Annotated in this window: 19 protein-coding genes and 3 pseudogenes; 9 read left to right on the top strand and 13 right to left on the bottom strand. The window is 64.6% G+C overall.

Annotated elements, in window-relative coordinates; all coding sequences use genetic code 11:
* The first annotated feature begins 313 nt into the window (after nucleotides 1-313).
* Nucleotides 314-688, top strand: coding sequence for an Hpt domain-containing protein (locus tag ABIF91_RS43040; protein ID WP_028177430.1), 375 nt, complete (start codon nucleotides 314-316; stop codon nucleotides 686-688).
* Nucleotides 689-726: 38 nt separating this feature from the next.
* Here the strand turns inward: ABIF91_RS43040 and ABIF91_RS43035 are convergent.
* A pseudogene (locus ABIF91_RS43035) lies at nucleotides 727-1224 on the bottom strand (IS630 family transposase); the annotation flags it as partial.
* Between the two features lie 53 nt (nucleotides 1225-1277).
* Between ABIF91_RS43035 and ABIF91_RS43030 the strand changes: the two are divergent.
* Entirely contained in the window at nucleotides 1278-2504 is a 1227-nt protein-coding gene (locus tag ABIF91_RS43030) for an IS256 family transposase (protein WP_424578759.1), read from the top strand.
* Between the two features lie 9 nt (nucleotides 2505-2513).
* On the opposite strand, the pseudogene ABIF91_RS43025 reads toward ABIF91_RS43030, so the two are convergent.
* Nucleotides 2514-3160, bottom strand: a pseudogene (locus ABIF91_RS43025) (IS630 family transposase); the annotation flags it as partial.
* Between the two features lie 186 nt (nucleotides 3161-3346).
* Here ABIF91_RS43025 and ABIF91_RS43020 point away from each other — a divergent pair.
* The gene (locus ABIF91_RS43020) at nucleotides 3347-3667 is read left to right on the top strand and encodes a 2Fe-2S iron-sulfur cluster-binding protein (RefSeq protein WP_008143731.1); all 321 of its coding nucleotides are present in this window, start codon (nucleotides 3347-3349) and stop codon (nucleotides 3665-3667) included.
* Nucleotides 3668-3682: 15 nt separating this feature from the next.
* Here ABIF91_RS43020 and ABIF91_RS43015 read toward each other — a convergent pair whose 3' ends face one another.
* The gene (locus ABIF91_RS43015; RefSeq protein WP_028177429.1) at nucleotides 3683-4150 is read right to left on the bottom strand and encodes an acyl-CoA thioesterase; all 468 of its coding nucleotides are present in this window, start codon (nucleotides 4148-4150) and stop codon (nucleotides 3683-3685) included.
* A 182-nt stretch (nucleotides 4151-4332) separates the two neighbouring features.
* Here ABIF91_RS43015 and ABIF91_RS43010 point away from each other — a divergent pair, with 182 nt between their 5' ends.
* The 3 genes from ABIF91_RS43010 (at nucleotide 4333) to ABIF91_RS43000 (ending at nucleotide 6762) form a co-directional block, all read left to right on the top strand.
* Nucleotides 4333-5361 carry an NAD(P)/FAD-dependent oxidoreductase gene (locus ABIF91_RS43010; protein WP_028177428.1) on the top strand — a complete coding sequence of 343 codons (1029 nt, stop codon included), beginning with the start codon at nucleotides 4333-4335 and terminating at the stop codon, nucleotides 5359-5361.
* A 105-nt stretch (nucleotides 5362-5466) separates the two neighbouring features.
* The gene (locus ABIF91_RS43005; protein ID WP_028177427.1) at nucleotides 5467-6057 is read left to right on the top strand and encodes a DUF2147 domain-containing protein; all 591 of its coding nucleotides are present in this window, start codon (nucleotides 5467-5469) and stop codon (nucleotides 6055-6057) included.
* A 348-nt stretch (nucleotides 6058-6405) separates the two neighbouring features.
* On the top strand, nucleotides 6406-6762 hold the full coding sequence (locus tag ABIF91_RS43000; protein ID WP_028177426.1) for a hypothetical protein: 357 nt from the start codon (nucleotides 6406-6408) through the stop codon (nucleotides 6760-6762).
* A 141-nt stretch (nucleotides 6763-6903) separates the two neighbouring features.
* Here ABIF91_RS43000 and ABIF91_RS42995 read toward each other — a convergent pair whose 3' ends face one another.
* The 3 genes from ABIF91_RS42995 to ABIF91_RS42985 form a co-directional block, all read right to left on the bottom strand.
* Nucleotides 6904-8172 carry a sensor histidine kinase gene (locus ABIF91_RS42995; RefSeq protein WP_424579801.1) on the bottom strand — a complete coding sequence of 423 codons (1269 nt, stop codon included), beginning with the start codon at nucleotides 8170-8172 and terminating at the stop codon, nucleotides 6904-6906.
* Between the two features lie 92 nt (nucleotides 8173-8264).
* Nucleotides 8265-8522 carry a winged helix-turn-helix domain-containing protein gene (locus ABIF91_RS42990; protein ID WP_424579800.1) on the bottom strand — a complete coding sequence of 86 codons (258 nt, stop codon included), beginning with the start codon at nucleotides 8520-8522 and terminating at the stop codon, nucleotides 8265-8267.
* 31 nt (nucleotides 8523-8553) lie between these two features.
* A complete protein-coding gene (locus ABIF91_RS42985; protein WP_424579799.1) occupies nucleotides 8554-8940 on the bottom strand; it encodes a response regulator transcription factor in 387 nt (128 codons plus the stop codon).
* Nucleotides 8941-9481: 541 nt separating this feature from the next.
* Between ABIF91_RS42985 and ABIF91_RS42980 the strand changes: the two genes are divergently transcribed.
* The gene (locus tag ABIF91_RS42980) at nucleotides 9482-10183 is read left to right on the top strand and encodes a MipA/OmpV family protein (RefSeq protein WP_424579798.1); all 702 of its coding nucleotides are present in this window, start codon (nucleotides 9482-9484) and stop codon (nucleotides 10181-10183) included.
* A gap of 6 nt (nucleotides 10184-10189) precedes the next feature.
* Entirely contained in the window at nucleotides 10190-10930 is a 741-nt protein-coding gene (locus ABIF91_RS42975) for a hypothetical protein (protein WP_028177422.1), read from the top strand.
* 4 nt (nucleotides 10931-10934) lie between these two features.
* Here the strand turns inward: ABIF91_RS42975 and garD are convergent, their stop codons facing one another.
* The 6 genes and pseudogenes from garD to ABIF91_RS42945 form a co-directional block, all read right to left on the bottom strand.
* Complete coding sequence (garD, locus tag ABIF91_RS42970) at nucleotides 10935-12476, bottom strand: galactarate dehydratase (protein WP_424579797.1); 1542 nt, start codon at nucleotides 12474-12476, stop codon at nucleotides 10935-10937.
* Between the two features lie 124 nt (nucleotides 12477-12600).
* Nucleotides 12601-14049 (bottom strand): aldehyde dehydrogenase family protein, encoded by a 1449-nt coding sequence (locus ABIF91_RS42965; protein WP_028177420.1) that lies wholly within the window; start codon nucleotides 14047-14049, stop codon nucleotides 12601-12603.
* A gap of 78 nt (nucleotides 14050-14127) precedes the next feature.
* On the bottom strand, nucleotides 14128-15471 hold the full coding sequence (gudD, locus tag ABIF91_RS42960) for a glucarate dehydratase (RefSeq protein ID WP_028177419.1): 1344 nt from the start codon (nucleotides 15469-15471) through the stop codon (nucleotides 14128-14130).
* Between the two features lie 25 nt (nucleotides 15472-15496).
* Nucleotides 15497-16441 (bottom strand): 5-dehydro-4-deoxyglucarate dehydratase, encoded by a 945-nt coding sequence (gene kdgD / locus ABIF91_RS42955; protein ID WP_028177418.1) that lies wholly within the window; start codon nucleotides 16439-16441, stop codon nucleotides 15497-15499.
* 124 nt (nucleotides 16442-16565) lie between these two features.
* Nucleotides 16566-17471 carry a LysR substrate-binding domain-containing protein gene (locus ABIF91_RS42950; RefSeq protein ID WP_028177417.1) on the bottom strand — a complete coding sequence of 302 codons (906 nt, stop codon included), beginning with the start codon at nucleotides 17469-17471 and terminating at the stop codon, nucleotides 16566-16568.
* A gap of 121 nt (nucleotides 17472-17592) precedes the next feature.
* Nucleotides 17593-18944 (bottom strand): annotated as a pseudogene (locus ABIF91_RS42945) (MFS transporter).
* Between the two features lie 62 nt (nucleotides 18945-19006).
* Between ABIF91_RS42945 and ABIF91_RS42940 the strand changes: the two are divergent.
* Nucleotides 19007-19465 (top strand): hypothetical protein, encoded by a 459-nt coding sequence (locus ABIF91_RS42940; RefSeq protein ID WP_245285423.1) that lies wholly within the window; start codon nucleotides 19007-19009, stop codon nucleotides 19463-19465.
* 37 nt (nucleotides 19466-19502) lie between these two features.
* Here ABIF91_RS42940 and ABIF91_RS42935 read toward each other — a convergent pair whose 3' ends face one another.
* On the bottom strand, nucleotides 19503-21455 hold the full coding sequence (locus ABIF91_RS42935) for a hypothetical protein (protein WP_028177415.1): 1953 nt from the start codon (nucleotides 21453-21455) through the stop codon (nucleotides 19503-19505).
* Between the last annotated feature and the right edge of the window lie 9 nt (nucleotides 21456-21464).

Here is a 21464-nt window from a genome sequence, read left to right as displayed (position 1 = left end):
CTTGCGCGGATCTCCGAGCCATCCCCACCCGGACGGCTTGTCCGCCAATTTCTGCAACATCCTATTGGCAGAGCGTCGCGAATGAAATGCCTGCGATTAAGACAATCTTAATCATCGTTAACAGGATCGCGCCCTAACGCCTTAGCAATAAATGCAATTCTCGACCGAACCCGGCCAATTGCGGCAAATTTCCGTCAACAAGCGGGCGGATTTGCGTCAAACGGCTGGAACATTTCGTTAACCATTTTCGTGCTTGGCTGGGGGGAACTGACCGCCGGACCGGCGGCCGCCACGCGACGCCGGGGCCTGCGCCATGACGCCTGAACTGCAACGGATGGACTGGATGCCTTCGCCCCCGCTTGCACCGATCGACAGTCCGCTCGACCTCGATCACCTCTCCCGGATGACGCTCGGCGACACTGAACTGGAACGAGAGGTGCTGGCGATGTTCGCGGAGCAGGCGGGCCGCCTGCTCGCAGCGATGGCTGCGAGTCCGGCCGAGGCCGGCGCGCTCGCGCACAAGCTCAAAGGTTCGGCGCGCGGGATTGGCGCCTTTGCGGTGGCCGATGCCGCAACCAGCCTGGAGAGTGCGATCCGGACCGGCCATGGCCGGTCCCATGCCTTCGCCGCTCTGAACGAGGCGGTGACCGAGGCCCGCGCGGCCATCGAGGTGATCCTGAAGCCGTAAGCCGATATGGTCCAGAGACGGGCCCCTAGTACCCGGAATCAGAGCTGAGTGATACGGCGGCCTTTGAAACGGCGTTGACGGACCTTTTTCTTGGTCCAGACGAAGGGCTCGGCTCTGTCGTTGTATGCGTTGACGTAGGCATCGATGTGTTCCTGAAGCTGCTTGAGGCTCGTGAAGGAGGTGCCGCTGAGCGACTGCCCCTGCAAGATGGAAAACCATACTCCGACCTGATTGAGCCATGACGCACTTGTCGGCGTGAAATGAAATTGCACGTTGGGGTGGGCCTTGAGCCAGTCCTCGTTCTTTTTATGGGTGTTGAGGTTGTCGAGGATGACGTGAAGCTTGCGGTTCGGAAAAGCCGCGGTGACGCTGTTCATGAAATCGAGAAACTCGACGCGGCGCCGGCGTTTTGAATGGGTCGCGATGATCTTTCCGGTGGCGACTTCGAGCGCCGCAAACAATGTTGTGGTGCCATGCCGCTTGTAATCGTGGCTTTGGCCGGTCAAGGCGCGGCCATTGGGCAACTTGAGGGTGTCAGTAACTCGGTGTAAGATGGTTTCTGTGAGTTTACCTTTGACAGGAGACTCACATGGCTACGGATTTTTCACCTGAGATTTTGGACCAGCTTCTTGCCGGGGGCAGCCTCAAGCCAGAAGACTTAGCCGGCGAAGACGGGCTTTTCAGACGACTGAAGAAGGCGCTTCTGGAGCGCGCACTGGGTGCGGAGCTGACCCACCACCTTGGCTATGAGAAGGGCGACCCGGCGGGCCGCGGGTCGGGCAACAGCCGCAACGGCACAAGCAGCAAAGCGCTGTTGACGGACGACGGCGAGATCGAGATCGAGGTGCCGCGCGACCGCGCCGGCACGTTCGAACCGGTGATCGTCGCGAAGGGCCAGACCCGCTTCGACGGCTTCGACGAGAAGATCATCAGTCTCTACGGGCGGGGCATGACGGTACGGGAGATCCAGGGCCATCTGGCCGAGCTCTACGGCACCGAGGTGTCCCCCGATCTGATCAGCAAGGTCACCGACGCGATTCTCGACGAGGTCCGCGAATGGCAGAGCCGGCCGCTGGAAGCGATCTATCCGGTGGTCTTCTTCGACGCGCTCAGGGTCAAGATTCGCGATGAGGGGATGGTCAAGAACAAGGCAGTCTACGTCGTGCTGGGCATCACTGCATCGGGCGAGAAAGACGTGCTCGGGCTTTGGATCGAGCAAACCGAAGGCGCCAAATTCTGGCTCAAGGTCATGAACGATCTGAGGAACCGCGGCGTCGCCGACATCCTGATCGCCGTCGTCGACGGTCTGAAGGGCTTTCCCGAGGCGATCAACAGCGTCTTTCCCAAGGCGATGGTCCAGACCTGCATCGTGCATTTGATCCGCAACAGCCTATCCTTCGTGTCCTGGAAGGATCGCAAGGCGATCCTTCCCTCGATCAAGGCGATCTATCATGCCGAGAATGCCGACGCCGCTCTGCTCAGGCTCGAGGACTTCGAAGCCGAGTGGGGCAAGCGCTATCCCGCGATCGGGGCGGCCTGGCGCCGGGCGTGGGAGCACGTCATTCCGTTCTTCGCCTTCGCGCCGGAGATACGCAAAATGATCTATACCACCAACACGGTCGAGGCGCTGAACCGTTCGCTGCGCAAGATCATCAAAACACGCGGCAGCTTCCCCAACGACGAGGCGGCGATGAAGCTGCTTTACCTCGCCATCAGAAATGCCGGCATCCATTGGCGACGACCGGTTGCATGGACGGCCGCAATGGGCCAGTTTGCCATCCAGTTCGGCGAGCGCTTTGCAGGCTCAGCGGACTGACCCTATGGGGTCAGTCCGCTGACCCCGCAAACCCCTCACAGAGACGCTCTTACACAAAACTTCTGACACTCCCGGCAACTTCAGATAACCCTGCGCTCGCTCCAAAGCCTGGATCGAGGGCTTCTCGTCCACGCACAGCACAATGGCCTTCGCCGGCGGCGCGACATAGAGGCCGACAACATCGGCGGCTTTGGCCGTAAAGTTCGGGTCGTTGCTCTCGCACCAGGACTTGCGAGCCACCAGGTCAATCTTGTGGCTGCGCAGGAACCGCCAGACATATTGGACATCGACATCGCCCAGCGCCTCGGCCAGCAGGGGGCCGGTCCAGCGCGCAAACCCTTGCGGTGGCGGCTTATCCAGCAGCTTCAGAATCCGCTTGTCGGTCGTCTTCGTATAGATCGGCTGCTTGCCAGGCCGCGGCTTGTCTTGCAGCCCTTCAAGGCCATGGTCGGCATAGCGATGCCGCCAAAGGCTGACAATCCGGGCTGGACCCCAACTTCCTTGGCGATCGACCGGGTGCTGCGCCCATCCGCCGCCAACAGAACTATCCGCGCCCGCTTCAAATCGCGCTGCAACGTCACCGGTGAGCGACAGCACGCCTCAAGCACCTTGCGATCTTTCCTCGAAAGGTGGACTTCTCTTGCTTCGGGTATCATCCCGACCTTGAATCACGACTCACGTTCCAAGAAAAGTGGGTACTAGTCTCTTGTTTTGACGCGTTTTCTTCCCGCAAAGCGGGATTCATTCTTCGCATCAAAACGCTATGGCGCCGGGCTAACCGACCCGTTATAGGACAGCCCGGACCCTCCTTCATTCCCAGCACCGCGGCAGTACGAGCACACATGGCCAAGATTCACTTTGTCGACCACAAGGGCGAAACCCGCACGGTAGAAATCGAGAACGGCGCAACCGTGATGGAAGCCGCGATCCGCAACAGCATTCCCGGTATCGAGGCCGAATGTGGCGGCGCCTGCGCCTGCGCGACCTGCCATGTCTATGTCGACGAAGCCTGGCGCGAGAAGGTCGGCAGCCCGACGCCGATGGAAGAGGACATGCTCGACTTCGGCTTCGACGTGCGCCCGAATTCGCGCCTGTCTTGCCAGATCAAGGTTTCCGACGAGCTCGATGGTCTCGTGGTGGCGACGCCGGAACGCCAAGCCTGATCGTCCCTCGCTAGATCAACTGCGCGGTGCCGCGACCTCGATTCCGCGCTTGTGCCAGGGTTTGAGCTTCTCGATCACCTCTGCGGTGAGCGGCGCGGGTCGTCGCGTGGCCTCGTCGAGCAGGACGCCGACGGACGTCGCTGACGCAATGCACTTCCCGTTCGAGAACACGACCTGTTCGAACGTCACGGACGTCCGTCCAAGCTTCACCACCCCAAGGCCAAGCTCGATCGTATTGGGCCAGTGCAGCTCGGCGCGAAAATGCATGTCGAGCCGCACCATGATCCAGGCGAGGCCCGGCGGGGTCAGCCCGTATTCGGGAAGCTTCATCAGCGTGACACGGCCGGTCTCGAAATAGGTGGCGTAGACCGCGTTGTTGACGTGCTCGTTGGGATCGAGATCGCCGAAGCGAACGTTGTCGCTGAGGCGGAAGGGATAGTCCTCCAGGCGTGGCGTCGTATCGAGGCGACTTGGTGCGTTCACCGATTGATCTCCGTCATATCCTTGCTCGTTACAACCCAGTTATTCTGCGGCGGCAAGTGGGCGCGGCTGCGGGGCGTTCCCGCTTTTATGCCTTCCCTGATCCATCCCCGTTGGCTAGACAGGCAGGGTCACCTCTGCCCGCCGGGCGCCGTCCAACCGATAACGATAGATAAAGAGACGACATGAGCGACGCGATCAAAACCGATGTGCTGATCATTGGCGCCGGCCCCTGCGGTCTGTTCGCCGCCTTCGAGCTCGGCCTTCTCGACATGAAGACGCACTTCGTCGACATCCTCGACAAGGTCGGCGGACAGTGCGCCGAGCTCTATCCGGAAAAGCCGATCTACGACATTCCCGGCATTCCGCAGGTCTCCGGGCAGGGCCTCACCGACGCGCTGATGGAGCAGATCAAGCCGTTTCACCCGACCTTCCATCTCGGCGAGATGGTCGAGACCGTGGAGAAGATCGGCGATCCCGCCTTCCGCTGCACCACCGATACCGGCAAGGTGTTTGAATGCAAGGTGGTGGTGATCGCGGCCGGCGGCGGCTCGTTCCAGCCCAAGCGTCCGCCGGTGCCGGGCATCGAGGCCTATGAAGGCACGTCAGTCCACTACGCCGTGCGCAAGATGGAGACGTTCCGCGACAAGAACGTGCTGATCGTCGGCGGCGGCGACTCCGCGCTCGACTGGACGCTCAACCTGCATCCCCTGGCCAAGCGCATCACGCTGTTGCACCGACGGGACGAGTTTCGCGCCGCACCCCACAGCGTCGAGCAGATGCGCGCGCTGGTTGCCGGCGGCAAGATGGATCTGCGGCTCGGCCAGGTCACCGCGCTCTCTGGCGCTGACGGCAGGCTCGCCGGCGCGACCATCAAGGGCAATGACAACAGCGTGAGCGAAATCGCCTGCGATACCATGCTGCCGTTCTTCGGGCTGACCATGAAGCTCGGCCCGGTCGCGAACTGGGGCATTGCGCTGGAGAACAATCTGGTGCCGGTCGAGACCTCCGCGTTCGAGACCAACGTATCAGGCATCTTCGCCATCGGCGACATCAACACCTATCCGGGCAAGCTCAAGTTGATCCTGTGCGGCTTCCACGAGGGCGCGCTGATGTCGCAAAAAGCCCATCGTTACGTCTATCCGGAGAAGCGGCTCGTGTTCCAGTACACGACTTCGTCCTCCAGCCTGCAAAAGAAGCTCGGTGTCAACTGAGGGAACGCAGTGGGGAGGCGATGCCCCATGTTTCTGGTGCTGGAACCGTTCGCGAAATCGCCGTAGTCTGCGGCCATTCCGGTTGTGGAATAGCAAGGTGATCTCATGCGAATTTTTTCCAGCTTTCGGCTGCTCTCCTTCCTCGCGCTGGCATTGTCGCTCGCGACGGTGAGCCCGTGTGCGGCGCAGACCACCGAGCCCACGGCGGCGGGCCTCTGGCAGAAGGTCGAAGACGGCAAGACAGTCGGATGGTTCCTCTTCATCGACCGCAACGGGGTCTTCGAAGGTGTGATCGCAAAGACCTTCCCGCGGCCAACCGACAATCCGAACGAGGTTTGCAGCAAGTGCACCGACGATCGCAAGAACGCGCCGGTGCTCGGCATTTCATTCGTCCGCAACATGAAGCGCGAAGGATTGAAGTACGAAGGCGGCAACGTGCTTAATCCGCGCGACGGTCAGATCTGGAAGGCCAACATGCGGATCAGCCCCGACGGCCAGACCCTGACGCTGCGCGGCTATCTCGGCATCGCGCTGCTCGGCAAGGACGAGACCTGGACGCGCCTGCCGGATGCCAACATCGCGCAGATCGATCCTGCCATCGTGGCAAAATATCTCCCTGCGCAGGCCGCCGCCGCAAAGCCGGCGGCACCGGCGGCGAAGAAGGGCGGCGCGATGATGGCGCCGCCGAAGCAGTAGAGGCGTACTTCGCACTGTGCCGCCTCGACAGCCGTAGCTTCGGCGCAAGCTCGTTCCCCGCCACCGGCTCTCGCCTTCGGCGAGCCCGGTGACAGGCTCCAGCGGCGAAGCCGGTGCGGTATCGCTCCCTCCTCATCCCTGAACGGCCCGTGCGGCCACGTTCGCCCAAAGGGGAACGTGTGCCGGCTTCGCTCCAGTAGTTCCCCGGAATGCGCGCTGGCGCCGGATTTGCATAGCTTTCGGCAAAGCTGCTGGGGGAGCGAGTCGCCGTCCCCACGCCCGTCGCGCGCCACGCGGGGCGGACGGCAGCGTTTGCCTCGCAGCGATCACTTCGACCGCGGAGACGACATGAGACCTGCCATATCAGGCGCGGCCACGCTGCTGGGATTGACGACGCTGCTCGCGGCTTCGGCGCTGGCGCGCGACGACGGCCGCTACGCCAACTCACCCCTGAAGCCTTGGTTCGAGAGTCTGCACAGCGAATTCGGGCAGTGCTGCTCGGATGCCGACGGCTACGTCATTGCCGACGTCGATTGGGAGTCGGATCGCGGCCGCTACCGCGTGCGGATCGACGACGAATGGGTCGTGGTGCCCGACGGTGCCGTGATCACCGTGCCGAACAAGTTCGGCCGCACCATGGTCTGGAAGCACTATATCGACGGTCATCCGCGCGTGCGCTGCTTCATGCCGGGCAGCATGACGTAGCCGCCATCAATCTTCGATGTCGTTCCGGGGCGGCGCGGCAGCGTCGAACCCGGAATCCGGACGTTGTTGCGCGAGATTCTCAGGTGCGCAATTGCGCCCCTGAGTTCGCACGCCATGCGTCCCGGAACGAGGATAACCAGCTCAACGCTCTTGCAGATCGAGCTGCGAAGATCTGACCGGGGCGGCGGCCGCGGGAAAACGCAGGCTCATCGTCGTGCCGCGGCCTGGCGTGGAAGAAGCGATCAACTCGCCGCCATGGGCAGCCATGATCTCGCGGACGATCGACAGGCCGAGGCCTGCGCCGTCGCCGGCGGCGTTGCCGGTCTGAAACGGCTCGATCAGCTTGTGTCCGGCGCCATCGGGCAGGCCCGCACCGTCATCGTGGATCGAAACGCCATCGCGGCTGAGCATGGCGACGATGCGGCGCGCGCCACGGGCGTGGATGAGGGCGTTGCCGACGAGATTGGCGAGGGCGCTGCGGATCGCGGCGTCCACGCCCTGGACCAGGAACGGACCATCCCCGTCGCGCTCCAGCGCAAGCTCGATGCCGGCATCCAGCGCCGAGGGACTGAAATCGGCGAGTACCTCCAGCGTGATCTGGGCCAGGTCGATCGGTCTGGTCTCGATCGCATGATTTTGCAGCCTCGCCAGGTCGAGCATGGCGGAGACCAGCGAGGTGAGGCGGCGGACATCGCGTACCAGCTCGGCCTTCAGGCTCGGCTCGGGCACGTCCTCGATCTTCGCGCGCAGCAGCGTCAGGGGCGTGCGCAGCTGGTGCGCGGCATTGCCGAGGAAACGGCGCTGCATCCTGATATAGGCGTCGATCTCGCCGAAAGCGCGGTTCAGCGCCTCGACCAGGGGCTTCAACTCGGAGGGGACCTCGGAAAGCGATATCAAACCTTGCGGGGCCGAGGGATCGATCGCGAGCGCGCGGCGCGCGACCCGTTCGATGCCGCGCGAGACGAAACGTGCAGCGAGCGCCGAGCCGATGGCGACGGTCGCCGCAAAGGCCAGTGCCACCAGCAGGATTGAAAAAATGCGGCGGGCGAGGAAGTTTCTCGCGATTCGGCCGAAGCGGACCTGAGGCTCGCCGAACATTATCGTGAGCCGCAACGAGCCCCGTTGCGCAACGGCGAGACAGAAGGTGCTCTTCTGGTCGAGCGTGCTGAAGACGGACGAGCCGACGGGCCCGCGATACGGAAAGGCGAAGGGGAGGGCAGGCCGGTGTTCGCTGCCGTACTCGCTGACCAGATCGCCCGCCGACACCACGTACCAGAGGTTCGGGCTGTCCCCCTTCAATTCCTCGAGTGCGGGAGTCGAACGTACCGTCAGGGTCTGCGCGTCGATCACCGTGGCGCGGTCGAGAAGGTTCGCTACGACCCCGCAGGCCCTGAACTCGCGTTCCTCCATCGGGTATCGCCAGACGAAGATACCGACCATAATCAGAAAGATCGCTGTGGCGGCGATGCCGAGCGAGAACGCAAACGTCCGGGCGATCGATCTCATCGCGGTGTCGCCAGCCGCAGGATGTAGCCAATGCCCCGCATGCTGCGGATCTCGACGTCGCCGCCGAATGCGGCCAGTTTCTTCCTCAGGCGGGAAACCTGCGCTTCGAGCGTGTTGGACTCGATCTCGTCGTCGAAGCCGTAGATCTCCTCGATCAGCGCGGCGCGGGTGATGACGCGGTCGCGGCGCATCAGCAGTGCCCCCAGGATCAGCGCCTCGCGCCGCCGCAGCAGGATCTTCCTGTCGGCGACCACGACTTCGTTGCTGCCGAGATGCAGCTCGACATTACCTAGCGAGAGCACAGAGCACGGAGGGCGCGAGCAGCCGGGGCCGTCGCAACACGGCGCGCACGCGCGCGATCAGTTCCTGAGGCTCGAACGGCTTGCCGAGATAGTCGTCGGCGCCGCCGTTGAGGCCCTCGACGACGTCTTCCTTGGCGTCCTTGGACGTCAGCATGATGATCGCCGGGCGCTCCGGCGACTGGCTCAGCGCCGTGACGACCTGGAGCGCATCGCCGTCGGGCAGCATGCGGTCGACGATCGCGAGGTCATATTTGAAGTTCTCCAGCGCCTGACTGGCCTCCGCAATCGAGCCGACGAGGTCGACGATACCGTGCAGTTGGCCGAGCAGCCGGCTGATATAGGCGCCGATCTGCGGTTCGTCTTCGATCACGAGGGAGCGCACGCGGGTCGTCCTTGACTCTGCTGGGGTAACAAAACCCTGACCGTGACGCTCCCTGGCCGACGCCTAGCGTTTCGGCTCGTGCGCTAGGGTTCCCATTAGGGTAGCGAGCTTGGCGAATAAAAGGCAGGAACGGGAGAGTTCGCGGGCACCGCCCGTCAAGATTTGAGGGCGTGACTGCGGCGCGGCAATGTTCGGGCAATGTTGATCCGGCGGCGCCTGGCGCGCGACGTCTCGGACGACGGCTCTCGCATTGCAATCTTGGGGCAATTTTGCGGGACCACATGCTGTGGCTCTGAACCACACGAGTCGACCAGGCCCGCAAGGCCGGTCCGGGGGCCCCGCAATGATGTTTTTCGAAGAAGCCGCTCTCCGCCTCACGGCGACCGCGCGGCGGACGACTGCCTTTCTCGCTGCGCTCGGTGCGATCTTGACGAGTGCGCAATCTGTATCGGCGCAGAGCGCGTTCACGCTGCCAGCACCACCGTTCGAATTGCCGATGCTGCCTTCACCGTCTGGAAATTGGACCGTCATGGTCGGCATCGGCGGCGAATACACGCCTGACTTCGTCGGATCGAAAAACAGCAAGTTTGTTCCAATCCCGATCTTCGCCATTCGCCGTGCCGGATCGATCGACCAGTTTCGCGGGCCGCGCGACAGCGCCAGCATCGCGTTGCTCGACGTCGGCAATTTTCGCGCCGGGCCTGCGTTCAAATACGTCTCCTCGCGCAAGAGCGACAAATATTCCGAACTGACCGGCCTCGGCGACGTCAAGGCCGCCTACGAGGTCGGCGGCTTCGTCGAATATTATCCGGTGGACTGGTTGCGCCTGCGCAGCGAGTTGCGTCAGGGTTTCGGCGGCCATACCGGCACCGTGGCCGACGTCTCGGCCGACGTCATCGTCCCGCTCATCCAACGGCTGACGATCTCGGCCGGCCCCCGCTTCACCTGGAAGAGCACCAACGCGACCGCGCCGTATTTCGGCGTCGACGCCGCGCAGGCCCTGGCATCGGGGTTGCCGACGTACAATGCCAGGGGCGGTGCGCACTCGGTCGGCTTCGGCAGCCAGATCTCCTATCGCATCAATCCGCAGTGGGAGGTGCACGCCTATGTTGAATACGAGAAGCTGCTCGGCGATGCCGCAGACAGCCCGCTGGTGAAGCTGCGGGGATCGTCGAACCAGACCACCGTTGGTCTCGGCGCGTCTTATTCGTTCGATTTCAGAATCCGATAGGTCGTCATGCGCCGTATTGCTTTTCTATGGGTTGGCCTCGCGGCCGCGTGTATCGCCCTTGGCGCCGCCGCGGCGTTCGAAACGCGCGCGACGAAGCTCCAGGCGATCAAGACCGTCGGCATCGTCTCGGCGATCGGCGAGGAGATGAGCCTGACGCAAGCCGGCCTGACCGCGCTCAGCAACGCCGCGCAAAGCGTCTCGATCAGCGCATGGGGGCTGGACGAGCTGATCGTCCAGCAGGCGACGAAGCTACTCAGTGGACGTTTTCGCGTGCAGCCGGTGAACTACAGGCGCGCCGCCTTCGCTGCGATCAGGGATTCGGCGGTTGCGCCCGTCAATCTGCTGCGCAGCGATCCGTTCAAGGAGCTGGTTCGCAGCGATGTCACGCCGCAGGGACTGAATGCGTACATCGTCATCACCCGGGCGAGATCGAAGCTTGGAAACGGCCGCAACGTCGAGGGCGTCGGGCTCGCCGAATACCGGACGCTGCTTGCGGACTACGGCCTGATCCACGCGCTCTACGAGGTTCGCGTCATCGACGGCAAAACGTTCGACGTGATCGAGAAGCGCGCGGCCGCGCCGCTCGACAACACCGGGACGGTGAGGATCGCCGGCCCGAGCGGATCGGTCGACGAACCGTTCGAGGGCTCGGCTTCGAGCGAACGGCTTCGCGCGGCGATAGCGGACCTCATCATCCGCAGCCTGCCGCTGACGCTGGGCGACATGCACCTGATCGACAGTCCGTGACCCCTCAGGTCACCGGCGCCGGATTGAACAGCGTCAGATCGTTGTGGATGCCCCAGCGATCCGACCACGGCTTGGTGCGACCAGAGGCGACGTCGAGGATCAGGCGAAACAGGTCCCAGCCGCACTCCTCAATGGTCTTCTCGCCGGTGGCAATGCTGCCGGCGTCGAAATCGATCAGATCCTTCCAGCGGCGCGTAAGCTCGCTGCGGGTGGCGACCTTGATCACGGGCGCGGCGGCAAGGCCATAGGGCGTGCCGCGGCCGGTGGTGAACACCTGCAGCGTCATGCCGGAGGCGAGCTGGAGCGTGCCGCAGATGAAGTCGGAGGCGGGCGTCGCCGCGAACAGCATGCCCTTCTGCGTTGCCTTCTCGCCGGGCGAGAGCACGCCGGTGATGGCGCTCGATCCGGACTTCACGATCGAGCCCAATGACTTCTCGACGATGTTGGCGAGTCCGCCCTTCTTGTTGCCCGGCGTGGTGTTGGCGCTGCGGTCGGCGCCGCCGCGGGCGAGGTAAGAGTCGTACCAGGCCATCTCGCGCACCAGCGCGCGGCCGACATCCTCGTTGATCGCGCGCCGGGTGAGCAACTGGATGGCGTCACGCACCTCGGTGACTTCCGAGAACATCACGGTGGCGCCGGCGCGCACCAGGAGGTCGGCGGCGAAGCCGACGGCCGGGTTCGCAGTGACGCCGGAGAAGGCATCGCTGCCGCCGCATTGCAGGCCGATGACGAGATCGGAGGCCGGGCAGGTCTCGCGCTTGCGGGCGTCGAGCACCTTCAGCCGGGCCTCGGCCTGGGTCATGATCGCATCGACGATGGCGCCGAAGCCGTCGAAGGCTTCGTCCTGCATGCGCACGATGGCATCGCCCACGCCCTCCGGCACCAGCCGTTCCGGCGCCAGCTTCTCGCAGCCGAGGCCGACGACCAGGATCTCGCCGCCGAAATTCGGATTGAGCGCGAGGTTTTGCAGGGTGCGGATCGGCACCACCGCGTCGGGCGCATTGATGGCGACGCCGCAGCCATAGGCATGGGTCAGCGGCACGACGTCGTCGACGTTCGGATATTTCGGCAACAGCTCGGTGCGGATGCGCTTGACCGCATATTCCATCGTGCCCTTGACGCATTGCACGGAGGAGGAGATGCCGAGGATGTTCTTGGTGCCGACCGAGCCGTCGGGATTGCGGTAACCCTCGAAGGTGAAACCTTCGAGCGGCGGCAGCGGGGCGGGGACGGCAGTCGAGATTTCCAGTCTGTCGAGGGCAGGAGCCTCCGGCATGCGGATGCGCGCCTCGTCCACCCATTCGCCGGCCTGGATCGGCGACAGCGCATAGCCAATCACCTCGCCGTAGCGGATGATCGGCTGGTCTTGCGCGATGTCGACCAGCGCCGTCTTGTGTCCCTGTGGAACGAAGGCGCGCAGCGTCAGCCCGCAGGCGAAGCGGGAGCCGGCGGGAAGCCCGAAATCATTGACCACGATCGCGACATTGTCGCGCTCGTTGAGCTTGATGTAGCGGGGCTGCTCTTTCGCTGCGACGTCCTGGTCCATTTGCGCTTGTCTCCGAAGCCGCAGGGTGGACAAGGAGCAACGCGCCGTGCCCGCCATGCTTCACACCGAAACGTAAGCGGTGGGCACGCTTCGCTTTGCCCACCCTACGAGATATTCCCCGCGGTTAGCCCGGGAACGTATAGGCCGTCTTTACCGTCGTGTAGAACTCGCGCGCATAGGAGCCCTGCTCGCGGGCGCCGTAGCTCGAGCCCTTCCGGCCGCCGAACGGCACGTGATAGTCGACGCCGGCGGTCGGCAGGTTGACCATCACCATGCCGGACTCGCTGTTGCGCTTGTAGTGCGAGGCGTATTTCAGGCTGGTGGTGCAGATGCCGGAGGCGAGGCCGAACTCGGTATCGTTGGAGATCGCGAGCGCCTCCTCGTAGTTCTTGGCGCGGATGACGGCGGCGACGGGGCCGAAAATCTCCTCACGCGCGATGCGCATGTTGTTGCTGGCTTCGGTGAACAGCGCCGGCTGGAGATAGTGACCGGGGTTCTCGCGCTTGAGCACCTCGCCGCCGAAGGCGAGCTTGGCGCCCTCGTCCTGGCCGATCTTGATGTAGCGCAGGTCCTGGTCGAGCTGGCTCTGGTCGACGACGGGGCCGATATGCACCCCGGCCTTGAGCGCGTCGTCCACCGACAGGCCCTTCAGCCGCTCGGCCATCGCCGCGACGAAGCGGTCGTGGATGCCTTCGGTGACGATCAGGCGGGAGGAGGCGGTGCAGCGCTGGCCGGTCGAGAAATAGGCGCCGTTGACGGCGACCTCGACGGCGGCCTTGAGGTCGGCGTCGTCGAGCACGACCAGAGGATTCTTGCCGCCCATCTCGAGCTGGAATTTCTTCATGGGGTTCGACAGCACGCAGGCCTGCGCGATCTTGCGCCCCGTTTGCACCGAGCCGGTGAAGGAGATCGCGGCGACATCGGGGTGCTCGAGCAGCGTCTGGCCGACCACGGAGCCGGAGCCGACCACGAGGTTGAACACGCCGGCCGGAATGCCGGAGCGGGTGATGATCTCGGCGAGCGCATGGCCAGAGCCGGGCACCAACTCGGCCGGCTTGAACACCACGGTGTTGCCGTAGCAGAGCGCGGGCGCGATCTTCCAGGCGGGAATCGCGATCGGGAAATTCCAGGGCGTGATCATGCCGACGACGCCGACCGGCTCACGCGTGAGCTCGACATCGAGGCCGGGACGGACCGAGGCACCCTTCTCGCCGATCAGGCGCAGCGCTTCGCCGGCGAAGAACGCAAAGATCTGGCCGGCCCGCGCGACCTCGCCGATGCCTTCCGGCAAGGTCTTGCCTTCCTCGCGGGCGAGCAGGCGGCCGAGCTCTTCCTTGCGGGAAAGGATCTCGGCGGAGATCTTGTTCAGCGCGTCATAGCGCTCCTGCGGCGTCGAGCGCGCCCAGGCGGGGAAGGCGGCCTTGCCAGCGGCGATCGCCTTCTCGGTCTGCGCCTTGTCGGCCTTGGCATATTCGCCGACGACGTCGTTGGTGTTGGAGGGGTTGATGTTCCTGGTGACGCCGGAGCCGTCGACCCATTCGCCGCCGATGAAGTTCTTCAGGATCGCTGTCATCTTCTTCCTCCCTGTTCAAGGGGCATGATCCTATCGGAAAACCGGTGTCCACTTTTCCGGGATCATGCCTGACGTTTCTTATCGCACGAGGCACGGACGCTTGTCGTCGAAGGTCCAGCCCGGGATCAGGTCCTGCATGGCCATAGCGTCATCCCGGGCGCCGAGTCCATGCTTCTTGTAGAGCTCATGCGCGGCCTCGATGGCGGCGCGGTCGATTTCGATGCCGAGGCCGGGGCGATCGGGCACCGCGATCTTGCCGCCCCTGATCTGGAGCGGCTCCTTCGTCAGCGCCTGGCCGTCCTGCCAGATCCAGTGGGTATCGATCGCGGTGACCTTGCCGGGAGCGGCGGCGCCGACATGGGTGAACATGGCGAGCGAGATGTCAAAATGGTTGTTGGAGTGCGAGCCCCAGGTCAGGCCGTTGTCGCGGCAGGTCTGGGCCACGCGCACGGAGCCTTGCATGGTCCAGAAATGCGGATCGGCGAGGGGGATGTCCACCGCGCCCAGGCGCAGCGCATGGGAGAGCTGCCGCCAATCGGTGGCGATCATGTTGGTCGCTGTCGGCAGCCCCGTTGCGCGGCGGAACTCGGCCATGATCTCGCGGCCGGAGAAGCCGGCCTCGGCGCCGCAGGGATCCTCGGCATAGGCGAGGATGCCGTGCATGCCCTTGCAGAGCCTGACGGCCTCGTCCAGCGACCAGGCGCCGTTCGGGTCCAGTGTGACGCGCGCGTTCGGGAAACGCTTTGCGATGGCCGTGACGGCCTCGATCTCCTGTTCGCCGCGGAGCACGCCGCCCTTGAGCTTGAAGTCGGCGAAGCCGTAATGGTCGTGGGTGGCCTCCGCGAGCCGCACCACGGTCTCGGGCGTCATCGCTTCCTGATGGCGGAGGTTGAACCATTCCGCCTTGCCGCTCTCGCCCGCGACATAATCGAGCTTCGACTTGCGCCGATCGCCGACGAAGAAGAGATAGCCGAGCGTCTCGACGTTCTTGCGCTGCTGGCCCTCGCCGAGCAGGGCTGCGACGGGTAGGCCGAGATGCTGGCCCAGCAAATCAAGCAGTGCGGATTCGATCGCCGTGACCGCGTGGATCATCACGCGCAGGTCGAAGGTCTGCTTGCCGCGGCCGCCGGCGTCGCGGTCGGCGAAGGCGGTGCGGACGTCGGCGAGGATGTTGTTCATCGCGCCGACGGTCTTGCCGATGACGAGATCGCGGGCGTCCTGCAGCGTCTGCCAGATCTTCTGTCCGCCCGGCACCTCGCCGAGGCCGGTGTGGCCGGAATTGTCGGTGAGGATGACGATGTTGCGGGTGAAGAACGGCGCATGCGCGCCGCTGAGGTTGAGGAGCATGCTGTCGCGGCCCGCGACCGGGATCACCTGCATCGTCGTGACAACAGGTGCGCCAGAGATCTCAATCCGGGCCATCGCGCGCTCCTCCCCGTTTGTTTGATTATTCTGCCGCCTGTTGTGTCGATCGGATGGCGGGCAGATTCTTCACCAGCGCGGTCAGTTCCGCCAGCTCCTGCTCGGTGAGATCGGTTAGCGGCGGCCGGACCGGGCCGGAGTCGCGGCCGATCACCTTCATGCCGGCCTTGATGATCGAGACCGCATAGCCCTTCTTGCGGTTGCGGATCTCGATCAGCGGCAGGATGAAGTTCTTCAGGCCGGCATGGATGGTCTCATGGTCGCGCCTGCGTACCGCGGCGTAGAAGCTGGTGGCGAACTCCGGAACGAAGTTGAACACCGCCGAGGAATAGGTGGTCACGCCCATGTCGAGATAGGGCAGCGCGAAGGTCTCCGCAGTCGGCAGGCCGCCGATATAGGTGAGGCGATCGCCGAGCTTGGTGTAGACGCGGGTCATCAGCTCGATGTCGCCGATGCCGTCCTTGTAGCCGACCAGGTTCGGGCAGCGCTCGGCGAGGCGCGCGAGCGTGTCGGGCTGGAGGATGGCGTTGTCGCGGTTGTAGACGATGACGCCGATCTTCACGGAGGCACAGACGGCCTCGACATGGGCGGCGAGGCCGTCCTGCTCGGAATGGGTGAGATAGGGCGGCAGCAGCAGCAGTCCATCGGCACCCGCCTTCTCGGCGCCGATGGCGATCTCGCGCGCGATTGCGGTGCCGTAGCCGGTGCCGGCAAGCACGGGCACTCGGCCCTTGGTCTCCTCGACGGCGACCTTGACGATCTGCGGAACCTCTGATGGCGTCAGTGAGAAGAACTCGCCGGTGCCGCCGGCGGCGAACAGGCCGGCAACGTCGTAGCCGCACAGCCAGTCCATGTTGGCGCGGTAGGTCGCCTCGTCGAAGGAGTAGTCAGCCCTGAACGGCGTGACGGGGAAGGACAGGAGGCCGGATCCGATCTTTCGGGCCATATCCTGCGGGGTCATCTTGCTCACGGGCGCTGCTCCCTTCGTGCGTGTTGCGGAGGACGCAAAGCCTGCGCGTCCATGCGCCGTGGTTTAGGAGACCGTTCGATGCGCGTCCAAGCCAAAGCCTATATCGACCGATGCGGATTGAGTATCAATCTTCCGGCAGCTCCGCGGAGGACAATTCGCCGGCGGTTTTGACCAGCGCCGCCAGCAGCGGATTCTCGTCCTCGCGCCGCCAGACCATGAACAGCTCGACGGGCACGCGGTTGCGCAGCTTCAGCGGCCGCAGCCGCACGTCGGAGATCTTCAGGTTCGCGGCTGCGGCCGGCACGATGGCAAGGCCGAGGCCGGCGCGCACCATCGCGAGGATCGAGTGGATCTGGCTGAGATGCTGGACGTAGCGCGGCAGCACGTCGGCGCGGGTGAACAGCGCGACCAGGAGGTCGTGGAAGTAACGGCTCTCATAGGGCGAGTACATCACGAAGGGCTGGTCGTCGAAATCCTTGATGGCGATGCTGTCGGCGTTCGCCAGCGGATGCTTTCTCGGGATCGCCGCGAGCAGCGGCTCTGCAACGACGCGGCGGCTGGCGAGTTCGGGACGCGCGATCGGCGGCCTCAGCAGGCCGGCATCGATCTGGCCGGAGGTCAGCGCCTCGAACTGGTCGCCGGACACCATCTCCTTCAGCGAGAAATCGACCTCGGGCAGCTTGGCGCGGCAGGCGGCGACGAGCTCCGGCAGGAAGCCGTAGGCCGCGGCCGCGGTGAAGCCGATCTTGAGCGAGCCGATCTTGCCGAGCGCGATGCGGCGGGCGACCTGCGAGGCGCTTTCGGCAAGCTTGAGGATGCGCCGCGCCTCCGGCAGGAAGCTGCGCCCGGCAGGGGTGAGGCGCACCGAGCGGCTGGTGCGTTCGAGCAGCGGCGCATCGATGATGTGCTCGAGCACCTGGATCTGCCGCGACAGCGGCGGCTGCGTCATGTTCAGCCGCGCAGCGGCGCGGCCGAAATGCAGTTCCTCCGCCACCGTGACGAAGCAGCGGAGCTGGTTGAGGTCGAACATCGATACATGCCTTAGATGGATAAGGCGTTTCCCCGGCACTTCTAGCATCGATCACCCCCAATACAAAGACGGCGGCTGGTGAGCCGCCGCAAGTTGCCTGGTCAAGCTCCCGTGAGAGCCCTCAGGAGGAACCTTTGAGCACCACCCGCTCGATCTTGCCGACGATGACGAGATAGGCGAACGCCGCCACCAGCGCGTTGAGGCCGACGAACACCAGCGCGCCGTTGAACGAGCCGGTCGCGGCCAGAATGTAACCGATGACGATCGGAGTGGTGATCGAGGAGAGATTGCCGAAAGTGTTGAACAGGCCGCCGGAGACGCCGCCGGCCTCCTTCGGCGAAGTGTCGGAGACGACGGCCCAGCCGAGCGCGCCGATGCCCTTGCCGAAGAAGGCGAGCGCCATGAAGCCCACCACGAGCGCCTGGCCGTCGACATAGTTGCAGCCTATGATCGACATCGACAGCAGCATGCCGCCGACGATCGGGATCTTTCGCGCCATGGTCAGCGAGCCGGTCCCGCGCAGGATTGCATCGGAGATGATGCCGCCGAGCACGCCGCCGATGAAGCCGCACAGCGCAGGAAGCGTCGCGACGAAACCGGCTTGCAGGATCGACAGCCCGCGTTCCTTGACGAGGTAGACCGGGAACCAGGTCAGGAAGAAATAGGTCAGCGTGTTGATGCAGTACTGGCCGAGATAGACGCCGAGCATCATGCGGTTGGAGAGCAGCTGGCGGATGTGGTCCCACCCGGAGCCGGATTGCGCTGCGCGCACCTGCCTCAGATCGTTCCTGGGCGCATCGAGATCGACTAGCGCACCGCCGTCCTTGATGTAGTCGAACTCGGCCTCGTTGATCGAAGGGTGCTCCTTCGGGCCATAGATAGTCTTGATCCAGACGAGACCCATGACGATGCCGAGCGCCCCCATCACGAAGAACACGAGCGCCAGCCGTAGGCGTGCGCGATCCAGCCCATCAGCGGCGCGAAGATCACGGTCGCGAAGTATTGTCCCGAATTGAAGAAGGCCGACGCGGTGCCGCGCTCATTGCCGGGAAACCAGGCCGCGACGATGCGGGCATTGGCGGGGAAGGAGGGCGCCTCGGCAATGCCGACCAGGAAGCGCAAGCCGAACAGCACGATGATGGCGGTGCCGGCGCTGAAGAAGCCGACCCAGCCCTGCATCATCGTGAAGATCGACCAGACCATGATGCTGAAGGCATAGACAAGGCGCGAACCATAGCGGTCGAGCAGCCAGCCGCCCGGCACCTGCGCGATCACATAGGACCAGCCGAAAGCCGAGAAGATGTAGCCCATGGCGACGGGATCCAGATGCAGCTCTCGGGAGAGCGCAGGGCCCGCGATCGACAGCGTGGCGCGGTCGGCGTAATTGACTGTCGTGACCAGGAACAACATGGTCACGATGAACAGCCTGACGCGAGACCTCCTCACGTCCGCGGCGGACACCACTGCGCTCATCATGCGCCTCCTTAGAACTTGAACATTTCCTCGAGGCGAGTCCTAGAGGCGCGCGCGGCAAAGTGTCCAAGTTCAAGGGAGTATCGATCGATGCCGTCTTTGGATCGATGGGCCCAAGGCGCTGCGTGCGTTGTGGTACGGCGGTGCCACCGCCGTCAGTCTCGCATTTCGTCGCGTCTCGGCGATCACTGGACGGCGACGTCGGTCAGCTTGGCCGCATCCGGGAACATCTTGGAGCCTGGCAGATTTACCCTGAAGTCGAAACAGCCACGGTGATTGACATGCGCGTTCGTCTTCAAATCTCGGCCATGGTGTTCATGATGGCGCAGGCTGTGCTGTTCGGTGCAGGCATGCTGGGGATTCTGCTCAGTCCCCTTCGTGATGAGGCTTCGTTTTACATCCCGCTCATGATCGTCCTGAGCGCAATTGCCTCAGTTGCGATCGCTTGGGAAATCGCGCCGCGGCTGCAGATGCGTTACTGGCACAGCCGGGGCGTCGACCACGATTTCATTTCTGGCTGAACTTCCAGCCGTCGCGCCGAGGCAACGGTGTCCGACGCTACTGCCGCGCGCCCGGCAGCAGCGGCGCGAGCAGTCCGCGCGTTACGCCGGGCGGCACTGCATCAAGCCCCAGCACGGCGCTCGCGGCCGGCAGCGCCGCATCCGCCATGGCGGCGTGACCTTCGGCGCTCGGATGCACGGCGCCACCATAGACGGCGGAGAGCACGCCCCAGGTCGCGTCGTGGATGTCGGTGGGCTGGCTCGCGGCCGGCAAGCCCTGCGGATAGGTCATCGCTGCGAAATAGCTGTCATTGGCGTCGCGGATCCAGCGCGCGCGGGGCAGGTAGGCGCGATATTCCGAGGCGCCGCGGCCGCACCGCATCGGCTGGCTCGCTGCGCTGACAATGTCCGGATTGAAGCTCTGGCCGTTCTCGGCAAAGCAAGCCCGGTCGAATTCGGGGTCATTGCCCGAATGGGCGCAGAAGCCATGATCGGCGAACGTGGCCTGGTGCGCATCGACGAAGGTCATGCGGTCGGATTCGGGATCGCGGCACAGCGCACCGCGGGTGCAGGTGGCGAGCCCTTTCAGCTGCGGCAGGAATTCCGTGTCGACGAAGGTGGAGACGCGGGCAAGGCGCTGCGGATCGGCGTTGAAGGACGGATGGATGTCGAAGCCGGCGCGGCCGCCGCGGCAGGGCACGCCGCCGTCGGCGAGCGCAGGATTAGCGTAGGAGACATAGACGACGCGTGAGAGGTCGCCGCCGACGAGCGGCTTCAACGCCTCGCGCAGCTTGACGAAGCTTTGCGGCAGCTCACGCGTCAGCGCATCGCGGGAATCATCGACACTGGCCATCACGCCGGAGCGGCGGAATAGCGTCCGCTCGGTCGCGGTGTCGACGATGACGTCGGCGACGAGGCCAGAGAAGTAGACATCGTTGGCGCCGACCGAAAGCAGCACGAGATCGAGCGTCCGATCGGGCTGGCGCTTCTTTGCCGCGGTGAGCGCTTCGCGCAGCTCGGCGACCTGCGCGTTCACGCTGGTGTTGCAGACGCCGGTCTTGCCGGGCGGGCATTCGCGGGCGCGCTGCGAGCCAAGCAGCCCGTCGGCAATGCTGGCGCCGGTGCAGGCGAGCGGCAGGAAGGTCACGGCGATGTGGGTGTAGCGCACCGCGAGCGCCAGCGCGGTGCGGGCTTGGTAACTATAGAGCGAGCGGTGGCAGGGCGCGTTGAACCAGAGCGCGCTGTAGCGCTGCCAGTTGGCGAGCGTATCCGGCGCCTCGCAGGCGCGGCCGCCCTTGAAGCCGTGGCGGCTCGGCCGGTAGTACTGTGCGCCTGCGGTACCGAGATAGGAGCGGAAGCAAAATCCTTCGTCCGAGAGTGCCAGCGGCCGGTCCGGATTGCCCTCGCCGGAGGCGATGCTGTCCCCGAGGCCAGCGACGAAAATGTCGCGGACACGGATCTCGGTCTGGAGGCGCTGGGTCGGATCGGAGCCGGCGGAGACATCGACGGTCGCGACCGTCTGCCTGCCGTAGCGGACGCGCAGATTGATCGGCTCGGCGCAGTCGAAGGTCGATTGTTGCGGCCCGTCGCCGTCGTCGAACGACCAGGCGCAGGTGGCGCCCACCGGCACCGCGCCGGTCAGTCGCACCGTCACCGGATGGTCGATCGGGGTGATGTAGTTCTCTTTGACGTTGTCGCGGGTACAGGGCTGGTTGACCCGGCCCTGGAGGTCGATGCAGAGCCGGTTGACCATGTTGCGGGCCCAGCCGCGGCCCTCGCTCTGCAGCTCCAGCGATTGCTCGGCGGCGAGGATGCTGCGGTTGCGCGCGTTCTCGACATGGAGCAGGAAGTCGCGTTCCTCGCGGAACAGCCGGAAGCGGTTACGCACCTCCCAATCGATCTGCATGGCCCCCGCATCCTGCGCGGCGGCGCGCTCGGACGGCAAGGCGGTCAAAAGCCCGGCGAGCAGCAGAGCGCCCGCGGCGAGAGTACGTAGGGATAGAGGGATCATGGCCCGGGT

The sequence above is a fragment of the Bradyrhizobium sp. USDA 241 genome (assembly GCF_049739505.1).
In the GTDB taxonomy this organism is placed as follows: Bacteria; Pseudomonadota; Alphaproteobacteria; order Rhizobiales; family Xanthobacteraceae; genus Bradyrhizobium; species Bradyrhizobium liaoningense.
This window is presented reverse-complemented; position numbering and strand designations above follow the sequence as displayed.